The sequence below is a fragment of the Cellulosimicrobium marinum genome (genome assembly GCF_020551945.1).
Lineage (GTDB): Bacteria > Actinomycetota > Actinomycetes > Actinomycetales > Cellulomonadaceae > Cellulosimicrobium > Cellulosimicrobium marinum.
This window is the reverse complement of sequence record NZ_JAJBZH010000005.1, coordinates 421,611-440,782: the sequence shown is the minus strand read 5'-3', so window position 1 is coordinate 440,782 and position 19,172 is coordinate 421,611. Positions and strand designations below refer to the sequence as shown.

The following is a 19,172-nucleotide window of genomic DNA, read 5'->3' as shown; positions in this document are numbered from 1 at the left end:
CGTGTCAGGGAAGCGCGCTACCGCTGCGCCAATCGCCCGGGGTGCTGCTGCGAGGTGGAGATGGGATTCGAACCCACGTATACGGCTTTGCAGGCCGCTGCCTCGCCTCTCGGCCACTCCACCGTGAAGCACGACCTCGCCCGCGCTCCGGGGGGAGACGGGCGAGGAGTGGGCCTCGAGCGGATGACGGGACTCGAACCCGCGACCCTCACCTTGGCAAGGTGATGCTCTACCAACTGAGCCACATCCGCGTGCCCGGACCGACGTGAGACCTCTGGTCGAGGCCCGGCGTTCCGGTGCGTCCCACATACTAGCCGACTTTTCGGTCGGAACCCGCATCCGCCGGGCGGTCTCCCCGGGGACGGGTGAAGGCCGCCCTGGACGTGGTCCAGGACGGCCTTCGTGGGGTGGGCGATACTGGGATCGAACCAGTGACCTCTTCCGTGTCAGGGAAGCGCGCTACCGCTGCGCCAATCGCCCGGGGTGCTGCTGCGAGGTGGAGATGGGATTCGAACCCACGTATACGGCTTTGCAGGCCGCTGCCTCGCCTCTCGGCCACTCCACCACGACCTGCTCCGCCGCTCCGAGGAGCGGATGGAGTGGGCCTCCGAGCGGATGACGGGACTCGAACCCGCGACCCTCACCTTGGCAAGGTGATGCTCTACCAACTGAGCCACATCCGCGTGGCCGGAGCGTGTCGGTGGACCACCTCGCGGTGTCCCCGGCGTTCCGGCGCGTCCCAGACATTAGTCGACTCCGGCGCCCGACGTCCAACCGGCCTCGCCGGACGTGGCGCAGGCCACCTGCCGGGCGGCACGGCCCGCCGCCCGGCCGTCGGTAGCGTGGTCCCGTGCCAGGACCAGGGAGGACGCCCGCCGGGACCGGTGCGGCCCGGTTCGCCGGTCGCGCCGCGCGCCACGCCGTCGAGTGCGTCGACGTGGCCCGGTCGCCCGAGCGTCTGCTCGACGACGGGCCCTGGTTCGTCGTCGCCGACTTCGACGCGCCCGAGCGCGGGCGGGTGCGGGCGTGGCGGTTCGCCGAGCGTGTCGAGCCCGGCGCCGCGTGGCCCGACCCCGGCCGCGCGCACCCCTCCGACGACGGCTGGCACGGTCCCGACCCTGCCTCCTGGTCCAGCTCGCTCGACCGCGAGCGCTACGAGGCGGCCGTGGCCCACGTGCGCGCCCAGGTGCGCGAGGGCGAGGTCTACCAGGCGAACGTGTGCCGGGTGCTGGCCGCACCGCTCGCCGCCGACGGGCCCGGGCCGGGGGGCGAGCCCGACGCGCAGGCCCTCGCGCGGCGTCTGGCACGGGGCAACCCGGCCCCGTACGCGGGCGTGCTGCACGTCCCGGCGGGCGGCGACGTCGACCCGGTGTGGGTGGTCAGCGCGTCCCCGGAGCTGTTCCTCGAGCTGTCCGACGGCGTGCTCACCTCGGGACCCATCAAGGGCACGGCGACCACGGCGGACGGGCTCACCGCGAAGGACCGCGCCGAGAACGTCATGATCACCGACCTCGTGCGCAACGACCTGCAGCGCGCGTGCCGGCCCGGCACGGTCGAGGTGACCGACCTGCTCGCGGTCGAGGAGCACCCCGGTCTCGTCCACCTCGTGAGCCGGGTCGCCGGTCGGGTGCGCGACGACGTGCTCGACGCCCCCGACCGCTGGGCCCGGCTGCTCGGCGCGACCTTCCCGCCCGCGTCGGTCTCCGGGGCGCCGAAGTCGTCGGCGCTGCGCCTCATCGCCGAGCTCGAGACGGTGCCGCGCGGCCCGTACTGCGGTGCGGTCGGCTGGGTCGACGGGGACGAGGCCGTGCTCGCCGTCGGGATCCGCACGTTCTGGTGGTCGGACGGCGTGCTGCGGTTCGGCACCGGCGCGGGCATCACGTGGGGGAGCGACCCGGCGCGGGAGTGGGAGGAGACGGAGCTCAAGGCCCGCCGCCTCGTCGCGCTCGCCTCCGGCACACTGGACCCATGACGACGCCGTTGCCCACGCCCGGAGCCCCGACCGCACCGCCCGAGAACCTCGTCGTGTGGGCGGACGGGCGCGTCGTCTCCCCGGGCGAGGCCGCGCTGAGCGCGGTCGACCACGGGATCACGGTCGGGGACGGCGTCTTCGAGACGTGCGCGGTCTTCGACGACCAGGCGTTCGCCCTCACGCGCCACCTGCGGCGCCTCGCGCGCTCCGCGGCCGGCCTGGGCCTCGAGGCGCCCGACGACGCGGCGGTGCGCGACGCCGTCGCGGCCGTCCTCGAGGAGGCGCGCACCCGCGCCGACGCGGGTGCGGGCGCGGTCGGACGCCTGCGCATCACCCTCACCGCCGGCATCGGCCCCCTCGGCTCGGGCCGCACGCCGGGCGCGCAGACCCTCGTCGTCGCGGCCGGCCCGGCGACGATCGTCGCCCGCGGCCGGGCCGTGCGGTCCCCGTGGACGCGCAACGAGCGCTCCGCGGTCGCCGGGCTCAAGACGACGTCGTACGCCGAGAACGTCGTCGCGCTCGCCGACGCCGTCGCACGGGGCGGGGACGAGGCCCTGCTCGCGAACACCCGCGGCGAGCTCTGCGAGGGCACCGGCGCGAACGTGTTCGTCGAGCGCGACGGCGAGCTCGTCACCCCGCTGCTGACCACCGGCTGCCTCGCCGGGATCACACGCGAGCTGCTCCTGGAGTGGGCCGCCGAGGACGGGCTGCCCGTGCGCGAGGCGCGCCCCGGCGAGCTGCCGTTCGACGTGCTCGACGAGGTGAGCGACGGTCGCGCCCAGCTCCTGCTCACCGGGTCCGTGCGCAACGCCCAGCCCGTGACCTGGATCGACGGCGTCGACGTCCAGGCGGGGACCGTCTCCCTCGCCGCGCGCGAGCTCTTCGAGCGGCGGCGTCGGGAGCGGATCGACCCGTGACGTGGTCCTCCGGCGGCGCGCCCGACAGGTGCGCGCAGGCCGGTTTTCCGATCCGGTCCGGTCCAGGCTAGTATCGACCTCGCACTCGGGCGATTGGCGCAGTGGTAGCGCGCTTCGTTCACACCGAAGAGGTCACTGGTTCGAACCCAGTATCGCCCACCGAGCACGAAGGCCCCCGACCGCGTACGCGCTGGTCGGGGGCCTTCGTCGTGTCCCGGGAGAGCGACCGAGGGCAGGCTCAGGGCTCCAGGACGACGAGCTGCCGGGTCGCGCGGGTCATGGCGACGTAACGGTCGACGGCACCTGCCGTCCCGGTGCCGAGGCCGTCCGGGTCGACGAGGACGACGAGGTCGAACTCGAGTCCCTTGACGAGCGCGGGCTCGAGCACGCGGAGGCGGCCGTCGCTGTCGTCGGTCAGGGTCTTCGCGAGGCGGCCCGTGGCGGCGGGCGGGCCGATCACGCAGGCGGTGCCCTCGTGGTCGGCGAGCCACGCCTCGACGACGGCCGGCAGGTCGGCCGCGCGGCCGTGGGTCACGGGGACCCCGGCGGTGCGCACCGAGGTCGGCACGTTCGCGTCGGGCAGCACCGCGCGGACGACGGGTTCGGCTGCCGCCATGACCTCCGCGGGCGTGCGGTAGTTGACGGTGAGGCCGCGTTCGGTGACGACGTCGACCCCGACGCGCGCGAGGCGTTCGCGCCAGGTCTCCGGGAAGCCGCGCCGGGCCTGGGCGCGGTCGCCCACGACGGTGAGGCTGCGGGACGGGCAGCGTGCGAGGACGGTCAGCCACTCCGCGTCGGTGAGCTCCTGGGCCTCGTCGACCACGAGGTGCGCGAACGGTCCGGCGAGCGGGTCCGCCGTGGCGTCGCCGAGCCCGGGGTCGGCGTCGAGCGCGTCGCGCAGGTCGTCGACGCGCAGCATCGACATGAGGGACATCTCGCTGTCGTCGCTCGCGACGAGGTCGGCGACGACGTCGTCCATCCGTGCGCGCCGCGCGGCGACCCCGGCCGCCCGGCGGCGGCGACGCCGGGACGTCTCGGGGTCGCCGAGGCGTCGTCGGGCGGCGTCGAGGAGGGGCAGGTCGGAGCGGGTCCACGCGGTCGGGTCGTCGCGCTGCAGGGCGGCGACCTCGTCCGCGGTGAGCGAGGGGGCGCACAGCCGCAGGTAGGCGGGGACGGACCACAGGTCCGCGACGAGGTCGGTCGCCTCGACGAGGGGCCACGCGCGGTTGAGCGCGGCGCCGAGGTCGCGGTCGGCGCGCAGGGTGGCGAGGACGTCCGCGGCGGGCACGTCGGGCGCGGAGTCGGCGTGCTTGTCGGCGAGGACCGCGACGAGGGCGTCCCACACGTCGTCGCGCGCCTCGTTGTGCGGGGTGCCGGGCTCGGGGGACGCGAACGCCTCGGCCCAGTCCGTCGTCGACAGCCACAGGTCCGCCCACGGGGTCGAGACCTCCATGCCCTCGGTCGGGGGCCGTTCGGAGAACGCGACGGCGGGCTCGATCGCACGCACGAGGTCGGCCGACCCCTTGAGGCGCGCGACGGCGGCGTCCGCCTCGGGCCGCGCGGTCGCGCCCTCGGGGACGAGGTCGGCGACGGTGCAGGTCCGCACCCCGTCCTCGCCGAGACCGGGCAGGACGTCGGCCACGTACGCGAGGTACGGGCGGCTCGGCCCGACGACGAGCACCCCGCCGCGCCCGGGGCCGAGGTGCGGGTCGGCGTAGAGCAGGTAGGCGGCGCGGTGCAGGGCCACGACGGTCTTGCCGGTGCCCGGCCCGCCGTCGACGACGAGAGCGCCCGCGGACCCGGCCCGCACGATCGCGTCCTGGTCGGCCTGGAGCGTGGCGAGGACGTCGCGCATGCGGTCGGTCCGGCGGGTGGCGAGGCTCGCGAGGAACGCCGAGTCGTCGTCGAGCGCCAGGTGGGTGTCCGTGCCGCCGTCGGCGAGGAACGCCTCGTCCCAGTAGTCGGTGACGCGCCCGTCGGTCCACCGGTAGCGACGCCGGCTCGCGAGGCCGAGAGGACGCGCGGTCGTCGCGGCGAAGAACGGTTCGGCCGCGGGGGAGCGCCAGTCGACGAGGAGCTGGCGCCCCGCGGCGTCGTGCAGCCCGACGCGACCCACGTAGAGCGGGTCGCCCCCGTCCGCCGGGACGCACCGGCCGAGGCACAGGTCGGGGCCGTGGCGCCGCAGGGTGCGCAGCCGCGCGGTGAGCCGGTGCACCTCCTGGTCGCGGTCGAGCGCGGCCTGCCCGTGCCCGGCGGGGGAGCGGCGTGCGACGTCGAGCCGGTCGGCGAGGACGGCGACCTGCGCGGCGACGGCGTCGGCGACGGCGGCGAGGTGGCGGGCGTCGTCGCCGACGAGAGCGGGGTCGGCCTTGGCGGCCTGCCCGTCGGGCAGGTCGAACACTGCGGTGGTCAGGGTCACGAGGTGTGCTCCGCACGCTGGGGGGGACGGGAGACCGGCCGGGTCCGACGGCGCGTGGCGGGCTCTCCCTGCGCACCGTGGGCCGGTCCGGACCGCGATTCTGCGCCCCTCGGGGGGCGTTGCCGCACGACCCCCCGGGCGCTATACGTTGAGACGGGCGAGCCGATGGCTCGCCCTTCCCCGTGCCCCCGTGCCCCCGTGCCCCGGTGCGTGGTCGCCCACCCGCTCGTAACCTCGGACGAGGCCGGAGCGAGGGAGGCCGGGGTGTCGTACCGCGAGGTCGAGCGCACGCTGCGCGTGCCGGACGGCTGGCGCGTGCCGCCGGTTCGGCTCGACGGCCTGACGACGCGCCTGCTCGACCCGGTCGACCTCGACGCCGTGTACCTCGACACGGTCGGCCTGCGCCTGCTCGCCCGCGGCGTCACCCTGCGGCGTCGCAGCGGCGGGAAGGACGCCGGGTGGCACCTCAAGCTCCCCCTGCCCGGCGGGGATCGCGAGGAGGTGCGCCGACCGCTCGGCGGCGACGCGCCGTCGGACACCACCCACGAACCTGCCCACGAGCCCACGGTGGACGGCGGCCCGGTGCCGCCGGACGAGCTCGCCGCCCTCGTCCGCGGGCTGGCCCGGGGCGCACCGCTCGTCGCCGTCGCACGCGTCCGCACCCGACGCGGGGTGACGGTGATCCTCGACGCCGCCGACCGCGTGCTCGTGGAGGTCGCCGACGACCGCGTGACGGGCGAGCGCCTCGTCGCGCCGCGCGGGCGCACCGGCGCGTGGCGCGAGGTCGAGGTCGAGCTCGCACCGGACGGCCTCGACGCCGCCGACCCCGCCGGCCTGCTCGACGACGTCGTCGACGCCCTCGTCGACTCCGGTGCCCGGCCCGGACCCGCCGCGCCGAAGCTCTCCCGCGCCCTGGGGGACCCGGACCTCGGGCCCCGCGGCGACGCCGGGCCGCTGCCGGACCACCCCACGGCGGGGGACGTCGTCGTGCACCACGTGCGCGAGCAGGTCGCGGAGCTGGTCCGGCTCGACCCGGCGGTCCGCCGGGACGTGCCCGACGCCGTGCACAAGGCCCGCGTCGCCGCCCGCCGCCTGCGCAGCGCGCTCGCGACCTTCCGCCCGCTCCTCGACCGCGAGCGCACGGAACCCGTCCGCGACGCCCTGCGGTGGTGGGGGCAGGTGCTCGGCGAGGCCCGCGACGCGGAGGTCGCGCGCGACCGGGTGCGCACGGTGCTCGACGCCCTGCCCGCCGAGCTCGTCGTCGGCCCGGTGCGCGCCCACGTCGTCGACGAGCTCGACGCGCGGTACCGGGCCGCGCTGCGCGACGCCGTCGGGCAGATGGACGGCGCGCGCTACCTGACCCTCCTCGACACGCTCGACGCGCTCGCCGAGGCACCGCCCCTGTCCCCGCGCGCCGACCGCCCGGCCGCCGACGAGCTCCCGCGGCACGTGCGCAGGGCCTGGCGGCGCACCCGCCACCGGGCGGAGGCGGCGCAGGCGCTCGCGGGCGACCCCGGGGCGGGGGACCGGTACGACGAGCTCCTGCACGACGTGCGCAAGGCGGCCAAGCGCGCCCGGTACGCGGGCGAGGTCGTCGCGCCCTCGCTGCCCGGCCGGACCGGCAGGCACGCGGCGCGCTTCGCCCGGCGGCTGGAGGCCGTCCAGGACGCCCTCGGCGAGCGCCACGACGCCGTCGGGCTCGGCCGCGCCCTGCGCACGCTCGGGATGCAGGCCCACCTCTCCGGGGAGAACGGGTTCAGCCACGGGCTGCTCGTCGGGGTCGAGCGGCAGCGGGCGGACGCGGCCCTGGAGGGCTTCGCGGCGGCGTGGGAGCGCGCGAGACGACCGCGGATGCGGCGGTGGACGTCGTCGTGAGGCGCGAGCGCCGCGGCCTGGGTAGCGTCCGAGGAGCACGGTGCCACCGCGCGACGGCGCGGGGCACGACCACCGGAGGGAGCAGCCATGAGCGAGACACCGAAGAGCCAGGGCGGCCTGGGCGACCTGCTCGGCAAGGCCAAGGAGCAGCTCACGGACGAACGGATCGACCAGGTCGCCGGCGCGATCAAGGGGGTCGCGCCGGACTCGGTCGACAAGCACGTCGACACCCTCGCCGACAAGGCGAAGCAGGCGAACGACCAGTAGCCCGCCGACGCGCCGGGCCCGGAACCCGGTTCGTCCCCCCTGCGGGGGTCGGTACGATCGAGGGGCGCCGTCGACGACGGCGCCCCTTCGAGCGCCCGGACCTGCGCGGCGTCTCGACGAACCCGCTCACGAGGACGCCGCGACGGCGCCCTCCCGCCCTGCAAGGAGCAGCACGTGTCGGACGTCGTCCAGCCACCAGTCACCACCGCCCCCGAGACCGGGACGGCCACGGTGGAGACGGCCACGACGGGCACGGAGCTGTTCGCCGACCGCCGCGACGTCGTCGTCGTGCGCGTGAACGGCGTGCTCAAGGACCTCGACACCGCGCTCGCGCCCGGCGACGAGGTCGAGGGCGTGACGATCGACTCGCCGGACGGTCTCGCGGTGCTGCGCCACTCGGCCGCGCACGTCCTCGCCCAGGCCGTGCAGCAGGTCAACCCGGACGCGAAGCTCGGGATCGGCCCGCCCGTCACCGACGGCTTCTACTACGACTTCGACGTCGAGACGCCCTTCACCCCCGAGGACCTCAAGGCGCTCGACAAGGCGATGGCGCGCATCGCGCGCGAGGGGCAGACGTTCCGCCGCCGCGTCGTCACGGAGGACGAGGCGCGCGCCGAGCTCGCCGGCGAGCCGTACAAGCTCGAGCTCATCGGGCTCAAGGGCGGTGCGTCGGACGACGACGGCAGCTCCGTCGAGGTCGGCGGCGCCGAGCTGACGATCTACGACAACGTGCGCGGCGCGGGCCGCGAGTCCGAGACCGTGGTGTGGAAGGACCTGTGCCGCGGGCCGCACCTGCCGTCGACGAAGCTCCTCGGCAACGGCTTCCAGCTCATGCGCTCGGCCGCCGCCTACTGGCGCGGCAGCGAGAAGAACCCGCAGCTGCAGCGGATCTACGGCACCGCCTGGCCCACGAAGGACGAGCTCAAGGCGTACCTCGAGCGCCTCGCCGAGGCCGAGCGCCGCGACCACCGCCGTCTCGGCAGCGAGCTCGACCTCTTCTCCTTCCCCGAGGAGATCGGCTCGGGCCTCGCGGTCTTCCACCCCAAGGGCGGCATCATCCGCATGGAGATGGAGGAGTACTCGCGCAAGCGGCACGTGGAGGCGGGCTACTCGTTCGTCAACAGCCCGCACATCACCAAGGCGAAGCTCTTCCAGACCTCGGGCCACCTCGACTGGTACGCGGACGGGATGTACCCCCCGATGCACCTCGACGAGGAGGTGGACGACGACGGCAACGTCAAGCGCGCGGGGCAGGACTACTACCTCAAGCCGATGAACTGCCCGATGCACAACCTCGTGTTCGACGCGCGCGGCCGCTCCTACCGCGAGCTCCCGCTGCGGCTGTTCGAGTTCGGGACGGTGTACCGGTACGAGAAGTCGGGAGTCGTGCACGGCCTGACCCGCGCGCGCGGGTTCACCCAGGACGACGCGCACATCTACTGCACGCGCGAGCAGATGCGCGACGAGCTCACCTCGCTCCTGACGTTCGTGCTCGACCTGCTCAAGGACTACGGCCTCGACGACTTCTACCTCGAGCTGTCCACGCGCGACCCGGAGAAGTCCGTGGGCGACGACGCGACGTGGGAGGAGGCGACGCGCACCCTCGAGGAGGTCGCCACCGCCTCCGGCCTCGAGCTCGTCCCGGACCCGGGCGGCGCCGCGTTCTACGGCCCGAAGATCTCCGTCCAGGCCAAGGACGCCATCGGCCGCACGTGGCAGATGTCGACCATCCAGCTCGACTTCAACCTGCCCGAGAAGTTCGACCTCGAGTACACGGCGGCGGACGGCTCGCGCCAGCGGCCCGTCATGATCCACCGTGCGCTCTTCGGCTCGATCGAGCGGTTCTTCGCCGTCCTGCTCGAGCACTACGCGGGCGCGTTCCCGGCGTGGCTCGCCCCCGTCCAGGTCGTGGCCGTGCCCGTCGCGGAGCCGTTCAACGACTACCTGGCCGACGTCGTCGCGCAGCTGCGCGCGCAGGGGATCCGCGCCGAGGTCGACTACTCCGACGACCGGTTCGGCAAGAAGATCCGCAACGCGAGCACGCAGAAGGTCCCCTTCACGCTCATCGCGGGCGGCGAGGACGTCGAGGCCGGCGCGGTGTCCTTCCGCTACCGCGACGGCCGCCAGGACAACGGCGTGCCGGTCGCCGAGGCGATCGAGCGCATCGTCACCGCCGTGCGCGACCGCGTGCAGGTCTGAGCGCCCGTGAGCGAGGAGCAGCCGGGCGCCGCTCCCGGGCCCGTCGTCGAGCCGCCGGAGGACCACCCCCGGTTCGACGACGGGCTCGAGCGCCTGTGGACGCCCCACCGCATGGTGTACATCGGCGGGCAGGACAGGCCCGCCGACGACACGGCGGGCGCGTGCCCGTTCTGCCGCGCCCCGGAGCGCAGCGACGAGGACGGGCTGGTCGTCGCGCGCGGCCGGGCGGCGTACGTCGTGCTCAACCTGTACCCGTACAACCCCGGCCACCTCATGGTCGTGCCCTACCGGCACGTCTCCGACTACACGGACCTCACCGACGCGGAGACGGTCGAGGTCGCGCACCTCACGCAGACCGCGATGCGGGTCGTGCGGGCCGTGTCCGCCCCGCACGGCTTCAACCTGGGCATGAACCAGGGCGCGGTCGCCGGGGCGGGGATCGCGGCGCACCTGCACCAGCACGTCGTGCCGCGCTGGACGGGCGACGCGAACTTCCTGCCCGTCGTCGGGCGCACGAAGGCCGTCCCCGAGCTCCTGGCCGACACGCGGGCGAAGCTCGCCGCCGCGTGGCCCGCGCCCGCGGGTCCCGGCCGGACGGAGGGCGGCGCCTGATGTTCGGACGCCTGCGTGCGCTCACCACCCGGCTCTTCACCCCGCTCGCCGCGCTCCTGCTCCGGCTCGGCGTGAGCCCCGACGTCGTCACCCTCGTGGGCACGCTCGGCGCCGTCGCCGGCGCGCTGTGGCTCTTCCCGACCGGGCACCTCTTCGCGGGCACCATGGTCGTCATGGTCTTCGCGTTCGCCGACGTGCTCGACGGCGTGATGGCCCGCCGCGCCGGGCGGTCCGGGCCCTGGGGCGCGTTCCTCGACTCCACGCTGGACCGGCTCGCCGACGCCGCGATCTTCGTCGGCCTCACGCTGTGGTTCGTGCGCGCCGACGACGACCGCCTCACCCCGGATCTCGCCGCGTGGGGGACCGGGGCGGCGCTCGCGTGCCTCGCGCTCGGCGCCGTCGTGCCCTACGCGCGCGCCCGCGCCGAGAGCGTCGGCATGACGGCCCAGGTCGGCATCGCCGAGCGCGCCGACCGGCTCGTCGCCGCGCTCGTCGCCACCGGGCTCGTCGGGCTGGGCGTCCCCGCCGTCGTGCTCGTCGTCGTGCTCGGGCTCCTCGCGCTCGCGAGCGCCGTGACGATCGTCCAGCGCGTCGCCACCGTGCGCCGCCAGGCCCTCGCCCTCGCCGGCGCCGCCGGTCCCGACGACACGGAAGGTGCCCGCTGAGCATGGGGTTCGACTCCGGGAAGGCGTTCACGTTCGCGTGGCGCCACGCGCACAAGGTCCCCGACCCGGTCCTGCGGGGCGTCTTCACCGCCGTGGCCGACGTCGCGTGGCTCGCCCGCGGGGGCGGGGTGCGCCAGCTCGAGAAGAACCTCGCGCGGGTCCGCCCGGGCCTGCGACCCCGCGAGCTGCGCCGCCTGTCCCGCGCCGGGATGCGCTCGTACATGCGCTACTACCGCGAGGCGTTCACCCTCCCGGCCTGGAGCCCGGAGCAGGTGACGGCCCGGGTGCGGCTCGTCGACTACGACAACCTCACCGTGCACCTCGACGGGGACCGTAGCCCCGTGCTCGCGCTGGCCCACCAGGGGAACTGGGATCTCGCGGGCGCGTTCGCGACCCCGAACATCGCGCCCGTCCTCACCGTCGCCGAGCGCCTGGAACCGCCCGAGCTGTTCGAGGAGTTCCTCGCGTTCCGCACCTCGATCGGGCTGGAGATCCTCGCCCTCGGCGACGGCGACGTGTTCCGCGACCTCGTGCGCGGCGCGAGCCGACCGGGCCGCATCATCCCGCTGCTGGCCGACCGCGACCTCACGGCCCGCGGCGTGGAGGTCGACCTGTTCGGCCGTCGCGCACGCGTGGCCGCCGGGCCCGCGGCGCTCGCCGTGAGCACGGGCACGCCGCTGGTCCCCACCGGCATCTACTACGAGCGCCTGCGGGGCGAGCGCCGGCGGGCGGCCGGGACCGCGTGGGGCCTGGTCATCCGGTTCTTCCCTCGCGTCGAGGTTCCTGCGGGCGTGCCGCGCGCGGAGCAGGTCGCGGCCCTCACGCAGGGCTGGGTGGACGCGCTGTCGGTCGCGATCCGCGAGCACCCCGAGGACTGGCACATGCTGCAGAAGGTGTTCGTCGAGGACCTCGACCCCGAGCGCTACGCCCGCACCAAGGAGGCCGCGGGCGAGGCACCCGGGGGTGCGGCATGAGCCTGCGCGTCGGGATCGTGTGCCCGTACTCGTTCGACGCGCCCGGCGGCGTGCAGTTCCACGTGCGCGACCTCGCCGAGGCGCTCATGGCGCAGGGCCACCACGTGTCCGTCCTCGCCCCCGCGGACGACGACACCCCCGTCCCCGACTACCTCACCCCGGTCGGCGGGGCGATCCCGGTCCGCTACAACGGCTCCGTCGCGCGGGTCTCGTTCGGTCCCCGGACCGTCGGGCGGGTCCGGCGCTGGCTCGACGCGGGACGGTTCGACGTCCTGCACCTGCACGAGCCGGTCAACCCGTCGCTGTCCATGAGCGCGCTGTGGATCGCCCAGGGGCCGATCGTCGGGACCTTCCACACGTCGCTCGTGCGGTCGCGCGCGCTCCAGGTGGCGTACCCGCTCGTGCGCCAGGGGCTCGAGAAGATCGACGCGCGCATCGCGGTCTCCGAGGACGCGCGCCGCACCCTCGTCGAGCACCTCGGCGGCGACGCGGTGGTCATCCCGAACGGCGTCTACGTCGACACGTTCGCGGACGCCGCGCCGCAGGCACGCTGGCAGGGCACCCCCGACGCCCCGACGATCGCCTTCCTCGGCCGCCTCGACGAGCCGCGCAAGGGCCTGCCCGTCCTCACCGACGCGATCCCGCGCATCCTCGCGCGCGTGCCCGGCGCACGGTTCCTCGTCGCGGGCCGCGGCGACACCGGCCGCGACGAGGCCGTCGCCGCGCTGGGGGAGCACGCCGCGTCCGTCGAGTTCCTGGGCGGCATCAGCGACGAGGACAAGGCGAGCATGCTCGCGTCCGTCGACCTCTACGTGGCGCCCCAGACCGGCGGGGAGAGCTTCGGCATCGTCCTCGTCGAGGCCATGAGCGCCGGCGCGTGCGTCGTGGCGAGCGACCTCGGCGCGTTCCGTCGCGTGCTTGACGACGGCGCGGCCGGCGCCCTGTTCGCCGTCGGCGACGGCGCGGCGCTGGCCGAGACCGTCGTCGAGGTGCTCGCCGACCCGGCGCGACGGGCCGACTACCGCGAGCGGGCCTCGGCGTTCGTCCGGCGGTTCGACTGGTCCACCGTGACGGCCGAGGTGCTGGCCGTCTACGAGACCGTCCTCGCGGCGTCGGAGGCCGTGATCCCCGTGCACGAGGACCCGCGCTCCCTGCGCGGCGGCCGCCTCGTCGGCCGAGGACGCCCGGAACGCCGCGAGGAGGAGCGCCCGTGACCTGGTCCGAGATCGCGGTCGTCGTCGTGGCCGCCGTCGCCCTCCTCGGGTGGCTCCTGTGGGTCGCGGCGTCACGCCTCGACCGCCTGCACCGCAAGGTCATGGCGTCCCGGCTCGCCCTCGACGCCCAGCTCGTGCGCCGCGCGTCGGCCGCCGTCGACCTCGCCGCGTCCGGCGAGCTGGACCCGGCGACGTCCGTCCTCGTCGCCGAGGCGGCGCACGCCGTGCTCGACGACGACGCCGACTCCCGCCGCCTCGTCGGCTCCGTCCCGGGCCTGGGGGAGACCGTCGAACCGCGCCCGCGACGGCTCCTGGGAGGGATGGCGCCCTCCCGGGCGCTCGCCGAGTCGGACCTGTCCGCGACCCTGCGGTCCGCGTTCGAGGACCCCGACGACGTCCTCGAGCTGCGCGCGTCCGGCGCCGACGAGCTGCTCGGCAACCTCGCGGCCGCGTGGTACCGCGCCCAGCTCGCGCGCCGGTTCCACAACGGCGCCGTCGCCCAGGCGCTGCGGGTCCGGGCGAAGTGGTGGGTCCGGCTGTTCCGGGTCGCCGGGCACGCCCCGATGCCCGCCACGGTCGAGCTCGACGACGCGTGGCCCGTCGGCCTCGGGCGCCCGGTCGAGCTGGCCGCAGGAGCGGCCTGAGGCGGGACGCGCCGCAGTACGATGGACCAGGTGTGCGAGCATGTGCCCGCCACCGCGCACGCCCCCTGCCCGCCCGTCGGGTACGGTCGGCGCGACCGCGCGGAGGTCCGGCCGTCGACTCGTGGCGGCCGTACGCTCCCCCGAACCGAACGTGTGAGGTACCGGTGACCAACGTGTCCGAGCAGAACGTCCCCGCCGAGAGCGCCGCGACCGGCACCGCGAAGGTCAAGCGCGGCATGGCGGAGATGCTCAAGGGCGGCGTCATCATGGACGTCGTCACCCCCGAGCAGGCGAAGATCGCCGAGGACGCCGGCGCCGTCGCCGTCATGGCGCTCGAGCGCGTCCCCGCCGACATCCGCGCGCAGGGCGGCGTGTCGCGCATGTCCGACCCCGACATGATCGACGGCATCATCGAGGCCGTCTCCATCCCCGTCATGGCGAAGGCCCGCATCGGTCACTTCGTCGAGGCCCAGGTGCTGCAGTCCCTCGGCGTCGACTACGTCGACGAGTCCGAGGTGCTCACCCCCGCGGACTACGCCAACCACATCGACAAGTGGCAGTTCACCGTGCCGTTCGTGTGCGGGGCGACCAACCTCGGCGAGGCCCTGCGCCGCATCACCGAGGGCGCCGCGATGATCCGCTCCAAGGGCGAGGCCGGCACGGGCGACGTGTCGAACGCGACGACCCACATGCGCACCATCCGCGCCGAGATCCGCCGCCTCACCTCGCTGCCCGAGGACGAGCTGTTCGTCGCGGCGAAGGAGCTCCAGGCGCCCTACGAGCTCGTCAAGGAGGTCGCCGCGACGGGCAAGCTCCCCGTCGTCGTGTTCACCGCCGGCGGCATCGCCACCCCGGCGGACGCCGCCATGATGATGCAGCTCGGCGCCGAGGGCGTCTTCGTCGGCTCCGGCATCTTCAAGTCCGGCAACCCGGCCCAGCGCGCCGCCGCGATCGTCAAGGCCACGACGTTCTACGACGACCCCGACGTCGTCGCCAAGGTCTCGCGCGGCCTCGGCGAGGCCATGGTCGGCATCAACGTCGACGACATCCCCGTCCCGCACCGGCTCGCCGAGCGCGGCTGGTGACGACCACGTCCCACCCGGCGACCGCGACGCCCCGGGTGCCGCGGTGACCGACCGCACCGACGCGCCGTCGTCCCTGGGCCCCGACTGGGTGCTCGGGGACGACGGCCTGTACTTCCGGCGCGGCGCCCGCGTGCTGCTCCTCGACGACGCCGACCGGCTGCTCCTCGTGCGCGGGCACGACGTCGACCAGCCCGAGCGGTCGTGGTGGTTCACCGTCGGGGGAGGCATCGACGACGGCGAGGACGACCTCGCCGCCGCCGTGCGCGAGGTCCGCGAGGAGACCGGCATCGAGCTCGACCCCGCCGCGGTCGTCGGGCCCGTGTACACGCGCAGCGCGATCTTCGACTTCTCCCGCCAGCACTGCCGCCAGGACGAGGTCATCTACCTCGCGCGGCTGCACGGCGCCGTGCTCGCCGGGCACGACCTCAGCCGCGAGGGCTGGACCGACGTCGAGCTCGACGTCGTCGACGAGGTGCGCTGGTGGGACCTCGACGCCCTCGCCCGCGTCGAGATCGAGGTCTTCCCCGACGGGCTCGCCGACCTCGTGCGACCGCTCCTCGGCGGCTGGGACGGCACCACGCGCCACCTCGGGCTCGCGCGCGAGCACTGACGCGCGGCACCACCGAACCCCCGAGGGCCCGGGGGAGGACGCCGGGACCTCAGCGACGGGCGACCACGCGCCACAGGATCCCGCCGACGAGCAGGCCGAGCCCGAGCAGACCTCCCCCGATCGCGACGAACCACAGCAGGATCGTCCCGCCCACCGTCGCGAAGAACTCCCCGAAGCGCCACCCGTCCGTCACCACGAACGTCGTGCCCGCGCCGACGGACCCGCCCGACACCGCCACCGTGCACGTCTGCGACGCGCCCGGCGTCACCTCCGCCACCGTCGTCGCCTCGAACGACCCCGCCCCCGAGCTCCCCGACACCGACGGACGCCCCACCGTCAACGCCCCGTCCGGGCACGTCACCCGCACGTCGTCCGCGCCGAACGGCGCACCGCCCGCCGGCACCACCGCCCACACGCTGTACGGCTCACCCGCCACGACCGACACCTGCGCCTCGCCGGGCACACCACCCGACGCCAGGGCGTCCGGACCCGGCCCGCCCGCGCCGTCGACCACGCCCGTCGGCACCGCGCGCAGGAACGTCGACACGCCCAGCGCGCCCGCCCCCGTCGCCAGGACCAGCAGCACCGACCCGACGACGATCAGCACCGTCGCACCCCGCGTGCTGCGCCGCACGGGCGGCGGAGGCGGGTACCCGCCCCCGGGTGACGGGAACGGGGCGGACGGTCCGGCGCCAGGAGGGAAGGTCACGGCGCCGAGGCTAGCAACGGCCCGACGTATCATCACCCCTCGTGACGATCACGATCGGTGTCCTGGCCCTGCAGGGCGACGTCCGCGAGCACCGCGCGGCGCTCGAGAGCGCGGGAGCACGCACCGTCGGCGTGCGGCGCCCCGAGGAGCTCGCGCAGGTCGACGGCCTCGTGCTCCCCGGGGGCGAGTCCACGACCATCGACAAGCTCCTGCGCATCTTCGAGCTCGACGCACCGCTGCGCGCCCGCATCGCCGACGGGCTGCCCGTGTACGGGTCGTGCGCCGGCATGATCCTGCTCGCCGACCGCCTCCTCGGCGGCACCGCCGACCAGCGCACCCTCGGCGGCCTCGACGTGACCGTGCGGCGCAACGCCTTCGGCCGCCAGGTCGACTCGTTCGAGACCGACCTCGCCCTCGCCGGGCTCGGGGACCACGCCGTCCCCGTGCACGCCGTCTTCATCCGCGCGCCCTGGGTCGAGGACGTCGGACCCGGCGTCGAGGTCCTCGCCAGGATCCCGGACGACGGCACGCCGGGGATCCCCGACGCGGCCGCCGGTAGGATCGTCGCAGTCCAGCAGGGACCGCTGCTCGCCACGTCGTTCCACCCGGAGATCTCCGGCGACGCGCGCGTGCACGAGCGGTTCGTCCAGATCGCGAAGGGGTAGGAACGCATGTCAGGGCACTCCAAGTGGGCCACGACCAAGCACAAGAAGGCGGCGATCGACGCCAAGCGCGGCAAGCTCTTCGCGAAGCTCATCAAGAACATCGAGGTCGCCGCCCGCACCGGCGGCGGTGACCCCGCCGGCAACCCGACGCTCTTCGACGCCATCCAGAAGGCCAAGAAGTCGTCCGTCCCGAACGACAACATCGACCGCGCCGTCAAGCGCGGCTCCGGCGAGGGCGCCGACGCCGTCGACTACCAGACGATCATGTACGAGGGCTACGGCACCAACGGCATCGCCGTGCTCGTCGAGTGCCTCACCGACAACAAGAACCGCGCCGCCGCCGAGGTCCGCACCGCGTTCTCCCGCAACGGGGGCAGCCTCGCCGACCCCGGCTCCGTGTCCTACCTGTTCTCCCGCAAGGGGCTCGTCGTCGTGCCCAAGGCCGACGGCGTGAGCGAGGACGACGTCATGCTCGCCGCCCTCGAGGCCGGGGCCGAGGACGTCTCCGAGGCCGGCGACGTCTTCGAGGTGCTGTGCGAGGCCACCGACCTCGTCGCCGTGCGCACCGCCATCCAGGACGCCGGCATCGAGTACGACTCCGCCGACTCCGTGTGGCACCCGTCCATGCAGGTCGAGGTCGACGCCGACGGCGCCCGCAAGATCCTGCGCCTCATCGACGCGCTCGAGGACAGCGACGACGTGCAGAACGTCTACGCGAACTTCGACGCGTCGGACGAGGTGATGGCGGAGCTCGAGAACGACGAGTGACGTCTCGCTCGACCGGTACCTCGCTCGACCCACGGCGTGGTCGGTAGGCCGGACGGGCGGGGCGCGCGCGGTCTACCATCCGCGCCCTCGTTCCTCGGGCGCTCCCGCCAGGCCCGCCACGACCGCGCGCACCCCGCCCGCCCGTCCCCGCGTCCGGCGGGCGGTCGGCCCGGAGCCGCGTCGTCTCGTCGGTCCCGCCGCGTGCCTCGACGGATGTGGCGGCAGGTCGTGAAAGGCTGAGCGCGTGCGCGTGCTCGGAGTGGACCCTGGACTGACCCGGTGCGGGGTGGGGGTCGTGGACTCCCTGCCGGGGCGGCGCGCCGAGATGGTGGCCGTCGGGGTGCTGCGGTCCGACCCCGAGACGAGCGTGGACCTGCGCCTGCTGCGCATCGCCGAGAGGCTCGACGCGTGGCTCGACGAGCACGTGCCGGACGTCGTCGCGGTCGAGCGCGTGTTCGCCCAGCACAACGTCGGGACGGTGATGGGCACGGCGCAGGTCGCCGGGCTCGCCATGGTCGCGGCCGCGCGGCGGCGCGTCCCCGTCGCCCTGCACACCCCGTCCGAGGTCAAGGCCGCCGTCACGGGCAGCGGGCGCGCGGGCAAGGAGCAGGTGCAGCGCATGGTCGCCGGCATCCTCGGGCTCGCCGAACCGCCCCGGCCCGCCGACGCCGCGGACGCCCTCGCGCTCGCCATCTGCCACCTGTGGCGCCCCGCCGGGGCGCTCCAGGGGGGCGAGCGGCACGAGCTCACCCCCGCCCAGCGCGCCTGGGCCGCCGCCGAGCGGACGGCGCGCCGCGGGCGTGCGTAGGGCGCGTCGGGGGCCCGGGCTAGAGTGACCCGTCGTACACCTGTTCGTATCGCCCGGCCACGCTCGCAGGCGTGCCGGGGGCACCCGTCCGGCGCGCCCGCCCGGGCCGTCGGCCGACGATCGGAGGACCCCCCGTGATCGCCTCGCTCAGCGGGACCGTGACGAGCGTGCACCTCGACCGGGCCGTGCTGGAGGTCGGCGGCGTGGGGTACCTCGTGCACGCCACCCCCGCGACGCTCGCCGGCCTGCGCGTCGGCGAGAGCGCACGGCTCGCGACCAGCCTCGTCGTGCGCGAGGACTCCTTCACGCTCTTCGGGTTCGCGGACGACGACGAGCGGTCCGTCTTCGAGACCGTGCAGACCGTGAGCGGGGTCGGTCCGCGCCTCGCGCTCGCGATGCTCGCCGTGCACACCCCCGACGCCCTGCGCCGCGCCGTGGCCGGGGCCGACATCGCCGCGCTCGTCCGCGTGCCCGGCATCGGGAACAAGGGCGCCCAGCGCATCGCCCTCGAGCTCGGGGACAAGCTCGGCGCCCCCACCGGCAGCGACGCTCCCGCCGGTGCCGCCGCCGTCGGCACCGCCCCCGCCGCTGAGGACCGCCGCGACCAGGTCGTCGAGGCGCTCGTCGGGCTCGGGTGGAACGTCAAGGCCGCCGACGACGCCGTGGCGACCGTGCTCGCCCAGGCGGGCGTCGACGTCGTCGAGGCCGCGGACGTCGCCGGGGCGCTGCGCGCCGCCCTGCGCGTCCTCGGCGGGCAGAGGGGCTGAGC

General features: G+C 75.2%; 18 protein-coding genes and 6 tRNA genes. 17 read left to right on the top strand and 7 right to left on the bottom strand.

The window, feature by feature from the left end:
- Window positions 1-52 precede the first annotated feature (52 nt).
- From LGQ04_RS13880 to LGQ04_RS13860, 5 genes are all read right to left on the bottom strand, one after another.
- Window positions 53-123: transfer RNA gene (locus LGQ04_RS13880), tRNA-Cys, on the bottom strand.
- 55 nt (window positions 124-178) lie between these two features.
- Window positions 179-251, bottom strand: a tRNA-Gly gene (locus tag LGQ04_RS13875).
- A 157-nt stretch (window positions 252-408) separates the two neighbouring features.
- Window positions 409-480 (bottom strand) — tRNA-Val (locus LGQ04_RS13870).
- Between the two features lie 14 nt (window positions 481-494).
- A tRNA-Cys gene (locus tag LGQ04_RS13865) sits at window positions 495-565 on the bottom strand.
- A gap of 45 nt (window positions 566-610) precedes the next feature.
- Window positions 611-683, bottom strand: a tRNA-Gly gene (locus tag LGQ04_RS13860).
- Between the two features lie 167 nt (window positions 684-850).
- Here LGQ04_RS13860 and LGQ04_RS13855 point away from each other — a divergent pair.
- The 3 genes from LGQ04_RS13855 to LGQ04_RS13845 all read left to right on the top strand — a co-directional run bounded on the left by LGQ04_RS13855 (window position 851) and on the right by LGQ04_RS13845 (window position 3,048).
- Window positions 851-1,972, top strand: a complete 1,122-nt coding sequence (locus LGQ04_RS13855) for a chorismate-binding protein (protein ID WP_229244496.1) — start codon at window positions 851-853, stop codon at window positions 1,970-1,972.
- Window positions 1,969-2,889: an aminotransferase class IV gene (locus tag LGQ04_RS13850; protein ID WP_229244495.1), complete on the top strand. Its 921-nt coding sequence runs from the start codon at window positions 1,969-1,971 to the stop codon at window positions 2,887-2,889. Before LGQ04_RS13855 ends, LGQ04_RS13850 begins: the two co-directional genes overlap by 4 nt.
- 87 nt (window positions 2,890-2,976) lie before the next feature.
- Window positions 2,977-3,048 (top strand) — tRNA-Val (locus LGQ04_RS13845).
- Window positions 3,049-3,127: 79 nt separating this feature from the next.
- Here LGQ04_RS13845 and helR read toward each other — a convergent pair.
- Entirely contained in the window at window positions 3,128-5,308 is a 2,181-nt protein-coding gene (gene helR, locus LGQ04_RS13840; protein ID WP_229244494.1) for an RNA polymerase recycling motor ATPase HelR, read from the bottom strand.
- Between the two features lie 264 nt (window positions 5,309-5,572).
- On the opposite strand from helR, the gene LGQ04_RS13835 reads away from it, so the two are divergent.
- The 10 genes from LGQ04_RS13835 (at window position 5,573) to LGQ04_RS13790 (ending at window position 15,453) form a co-directional block, all read left to right on the top strand.
- Window positions 5,573-7,183: a CYTH and CHAD domain-containing protein gene (locus tag LGQ04_RS13835; protein WP_229244493.1), complete on the top strand. Its 1,611-nt coding sequence runs from the start codon at window positions 5,573-5,575 to the stop codon at window positions 7,181-7,183.
- Between the two features lie 87 nt (window positions 7,184-7,270).
- A complete protein-coding gene (locus tag LGQ04_RS13830) occupies window positions 7,271-7,450 on the top strand; it encodes a hypothetical protein (protein WP_229244492.1) in 180 nt (59 codons plus the stop codon).
- Between the two features lie 174 nt (window positions 7,451-7,624).
- Complete coding sequence (gene thrS / locus LGQ04_RS13825; RefSeq protein WP_372470073.1) at window positions 7,625-9,649, top strand: threonine--tRNA ligase; 2,025 nt, start codon at window positions 7,625-7,627, stop codon at window positions 9,647-9,649.
- 93 nt (window positions 9,650-9,742) lie between these two features.
- The gene (locus LGQ04_RS13820) at window positions 9,743-10,261 is read left to right on the top strand and encodes an HIT family protein (RefSeq protein WP_229244536.1); all 519 of its coding nucleotides are present in this window, start codon (window positions 9,743-9,745) and stop codon (window positions 10,259-10,261) included.
- Entirely contained in the window at window positions 10,261-10,926 is a 666-nt protein-coding gene (gene pgsA, locus LGQ04_RS13815; RefSeq protein ID WP_229244491.1) for a phosphatidylinositol phosphate synthase, read from the top strand. Before LGQ04_RS13820 ends, pgsA begins: the two co-directional genes overlap by 1 nt.
- 2 nt (window positions 10,927-10,928) lie before the next feature.
- The gene (locus tag LGQ04_RS13810) at window positions 10,929-11,900 is read left to right on the top strand and encodes a phosphatidylinositol mannoside acyltransferase (RefSeq protein ID WP_229244490.1); all 972 of its coding nucleotides are present in this window, start codon (window positions 10,929-10,931) and stop codon (window positions 11,898-11,900) included.
- Between the two features lie 2 nt (window positions 11,901-11,902).
- Window positions 11,903-13,114 carry a glycosyltransferase family 4 protein gene (locus LGQ04_RS13805; protein WP_229244535.1) on the top strand — a complete coding sequence of 404 codons (1,212 nt, stop codon included), beginning with the start codon at window positions 11,903-11,905 and terminating at the stop codon, window positions 13,112-13,114.
- Entirely contained in the window at window positions 13,111-13,758 is a 648-nt protein-coding gene (locus LGQ04_RS13800; protein ID WP_229244489.1) for a hypothetical protein, read from the top strand. The genes LGQ04_RS13805 and LGQ04_RS13800 overlap by 4 nt, the downstream gene beginning before the upstream one ends.
- Before the next feature lie 173 nt (window positions 13,759-13,931).
- Window positions 13,932-14,843, top strand: a complete 912-nt coding sequence (pdxS, locus tag LGQ04_RS13795) for a pyridoxal 5'-phosphate synthase lyase subunit PdxS (RefSeq protein ID WP_308016407.1) — start codon at window positions 13,932-13,934, stop codon at window positions 14,841-14,843.
- A 43-nt stretch (window positions 14,844-14,886) separates the two neighbouring features.
- Complete coding sequence (locus tag LGQ04_RS13790) at window positions 14,887-15,453, top strand: NUDIX hydrolase (protein WP_229244488.1); 567 nt, start codon at window positions 14,887-14,889, stop codon at window positions 15,451-15,453.
- Window positions 15,454-15,502: 49 nt separating this feature from the next.
- Here LGQ04_RS13790 and LGQ04_RS13785 read toward each other — a convergent pair whose 3' ends face one another.
- A complete protein-coding gene (locus LGQ04_RS13785; protein WP_229244487.1) occupies window positions 15,503-16,162 on the bottom strand; it encodes a hypothetical protein in 660 nt (219 codons plus the stop codon).
- Window positions 16,163-16,203: 41 nt separating this feature from the next.
- On the opposite strand from LGQ04_RS13785, the gene pdxT reads away from it, so the two are divergent.
- The 4 genes from pdxT (at window position 16,204) to ruvA (ending at window position 19,170) form a co-directional block, all read left to right on the top strand.
- Entirely contained in the window at window positions 16,204-16,827 is a 624-nt protein-coding gene (pdxT, locus tag LGQ04_RS13780) for a pyridoxal 5'-phosphate synthase glutaminase subunit PdxT (RefSeq protein WP_229244486.1), read from the top strand.
- 6 nt (window positions 16,828-16,833) lie between these two features.
- Entirely contained in the window at window positions 16,834-17,595 is a 762-nt protein-coding gene (locus LGQ04_RS13775) for a YebC/PmpR family DNA-binding transcriptional regulator (RefSeq protein WP_229244485.1), read from the top strand.
- A 244-nt stretch (window positions 17,596-17,839) separates the two neighbouring features.
- Entirely contained in the window at window positions 17,840-18,403 is a 564-nt protein-coding gene (gene ruvC, locus LGQ04_RS13770) for a crossover junction endodeoxyribonuclease RuvC (protein ID WP_229244484.1), read from the top strand.
- Between the two features lie 134 nt (window positions 18,404-18,537).
- Window positions 18,538-19,170 carry a Holliday junction branch migration protein RuvA gene (ruvA, locus tag LGQ04_RS13765; RefSeq protein WP_229244483.1) on the top strand — a complete coding sequence of 211 codons (633 nt, stop codon included), beginning with the start codon at window positions 18,538-18,540 and terminating at the stop codon, window positions 19,168-19,170.
- Window positions 19,171-19,172: the final 2 nt, after the last annotated feature.

What these genes read in the sequence shown, in the direction of transcription:
- LGQ04_RS13850 (WP_229244495.1), top strand. Translation starts at nt 1,969, where the DNA reads ATGACGACGCCGTTGCCCACGCCCGGAGCCCCGACCGCACCGCCCGAG.
- LGQ04_RS13830 (WP_229244492.1), top strand. Translation starts at nt 7,271, where the DNA reads ATGAGCGAGACACCGAAGAGCCAGGGCGGCCTGGGCGACCTGCTCGGC.
- pgsA (WP_229244491.1), top strand. Translation starts at nt 10,261, where the DNA reads ATGTTCGGACGCCTGCGTGCGCTCACCACCCGGCTCTTCACCCCGCTC.
- LGQ04_RS13810 (WP_229244490.1), top strand. Translation starts at nt 10,929, where the DNA reads ATGGGGTTCGACTCCGGGAAGGCGTTCACGTTCGCGTGGCGCCACGCG.
- LGQ04_RS13775 (WP_229244485.1), top strand. Translation starts at nt 16,834, where the DNA reads ATGTCAGGGCACTCCAAGTGGGCCACGACCAAGCACAAGAAGGCGGCG.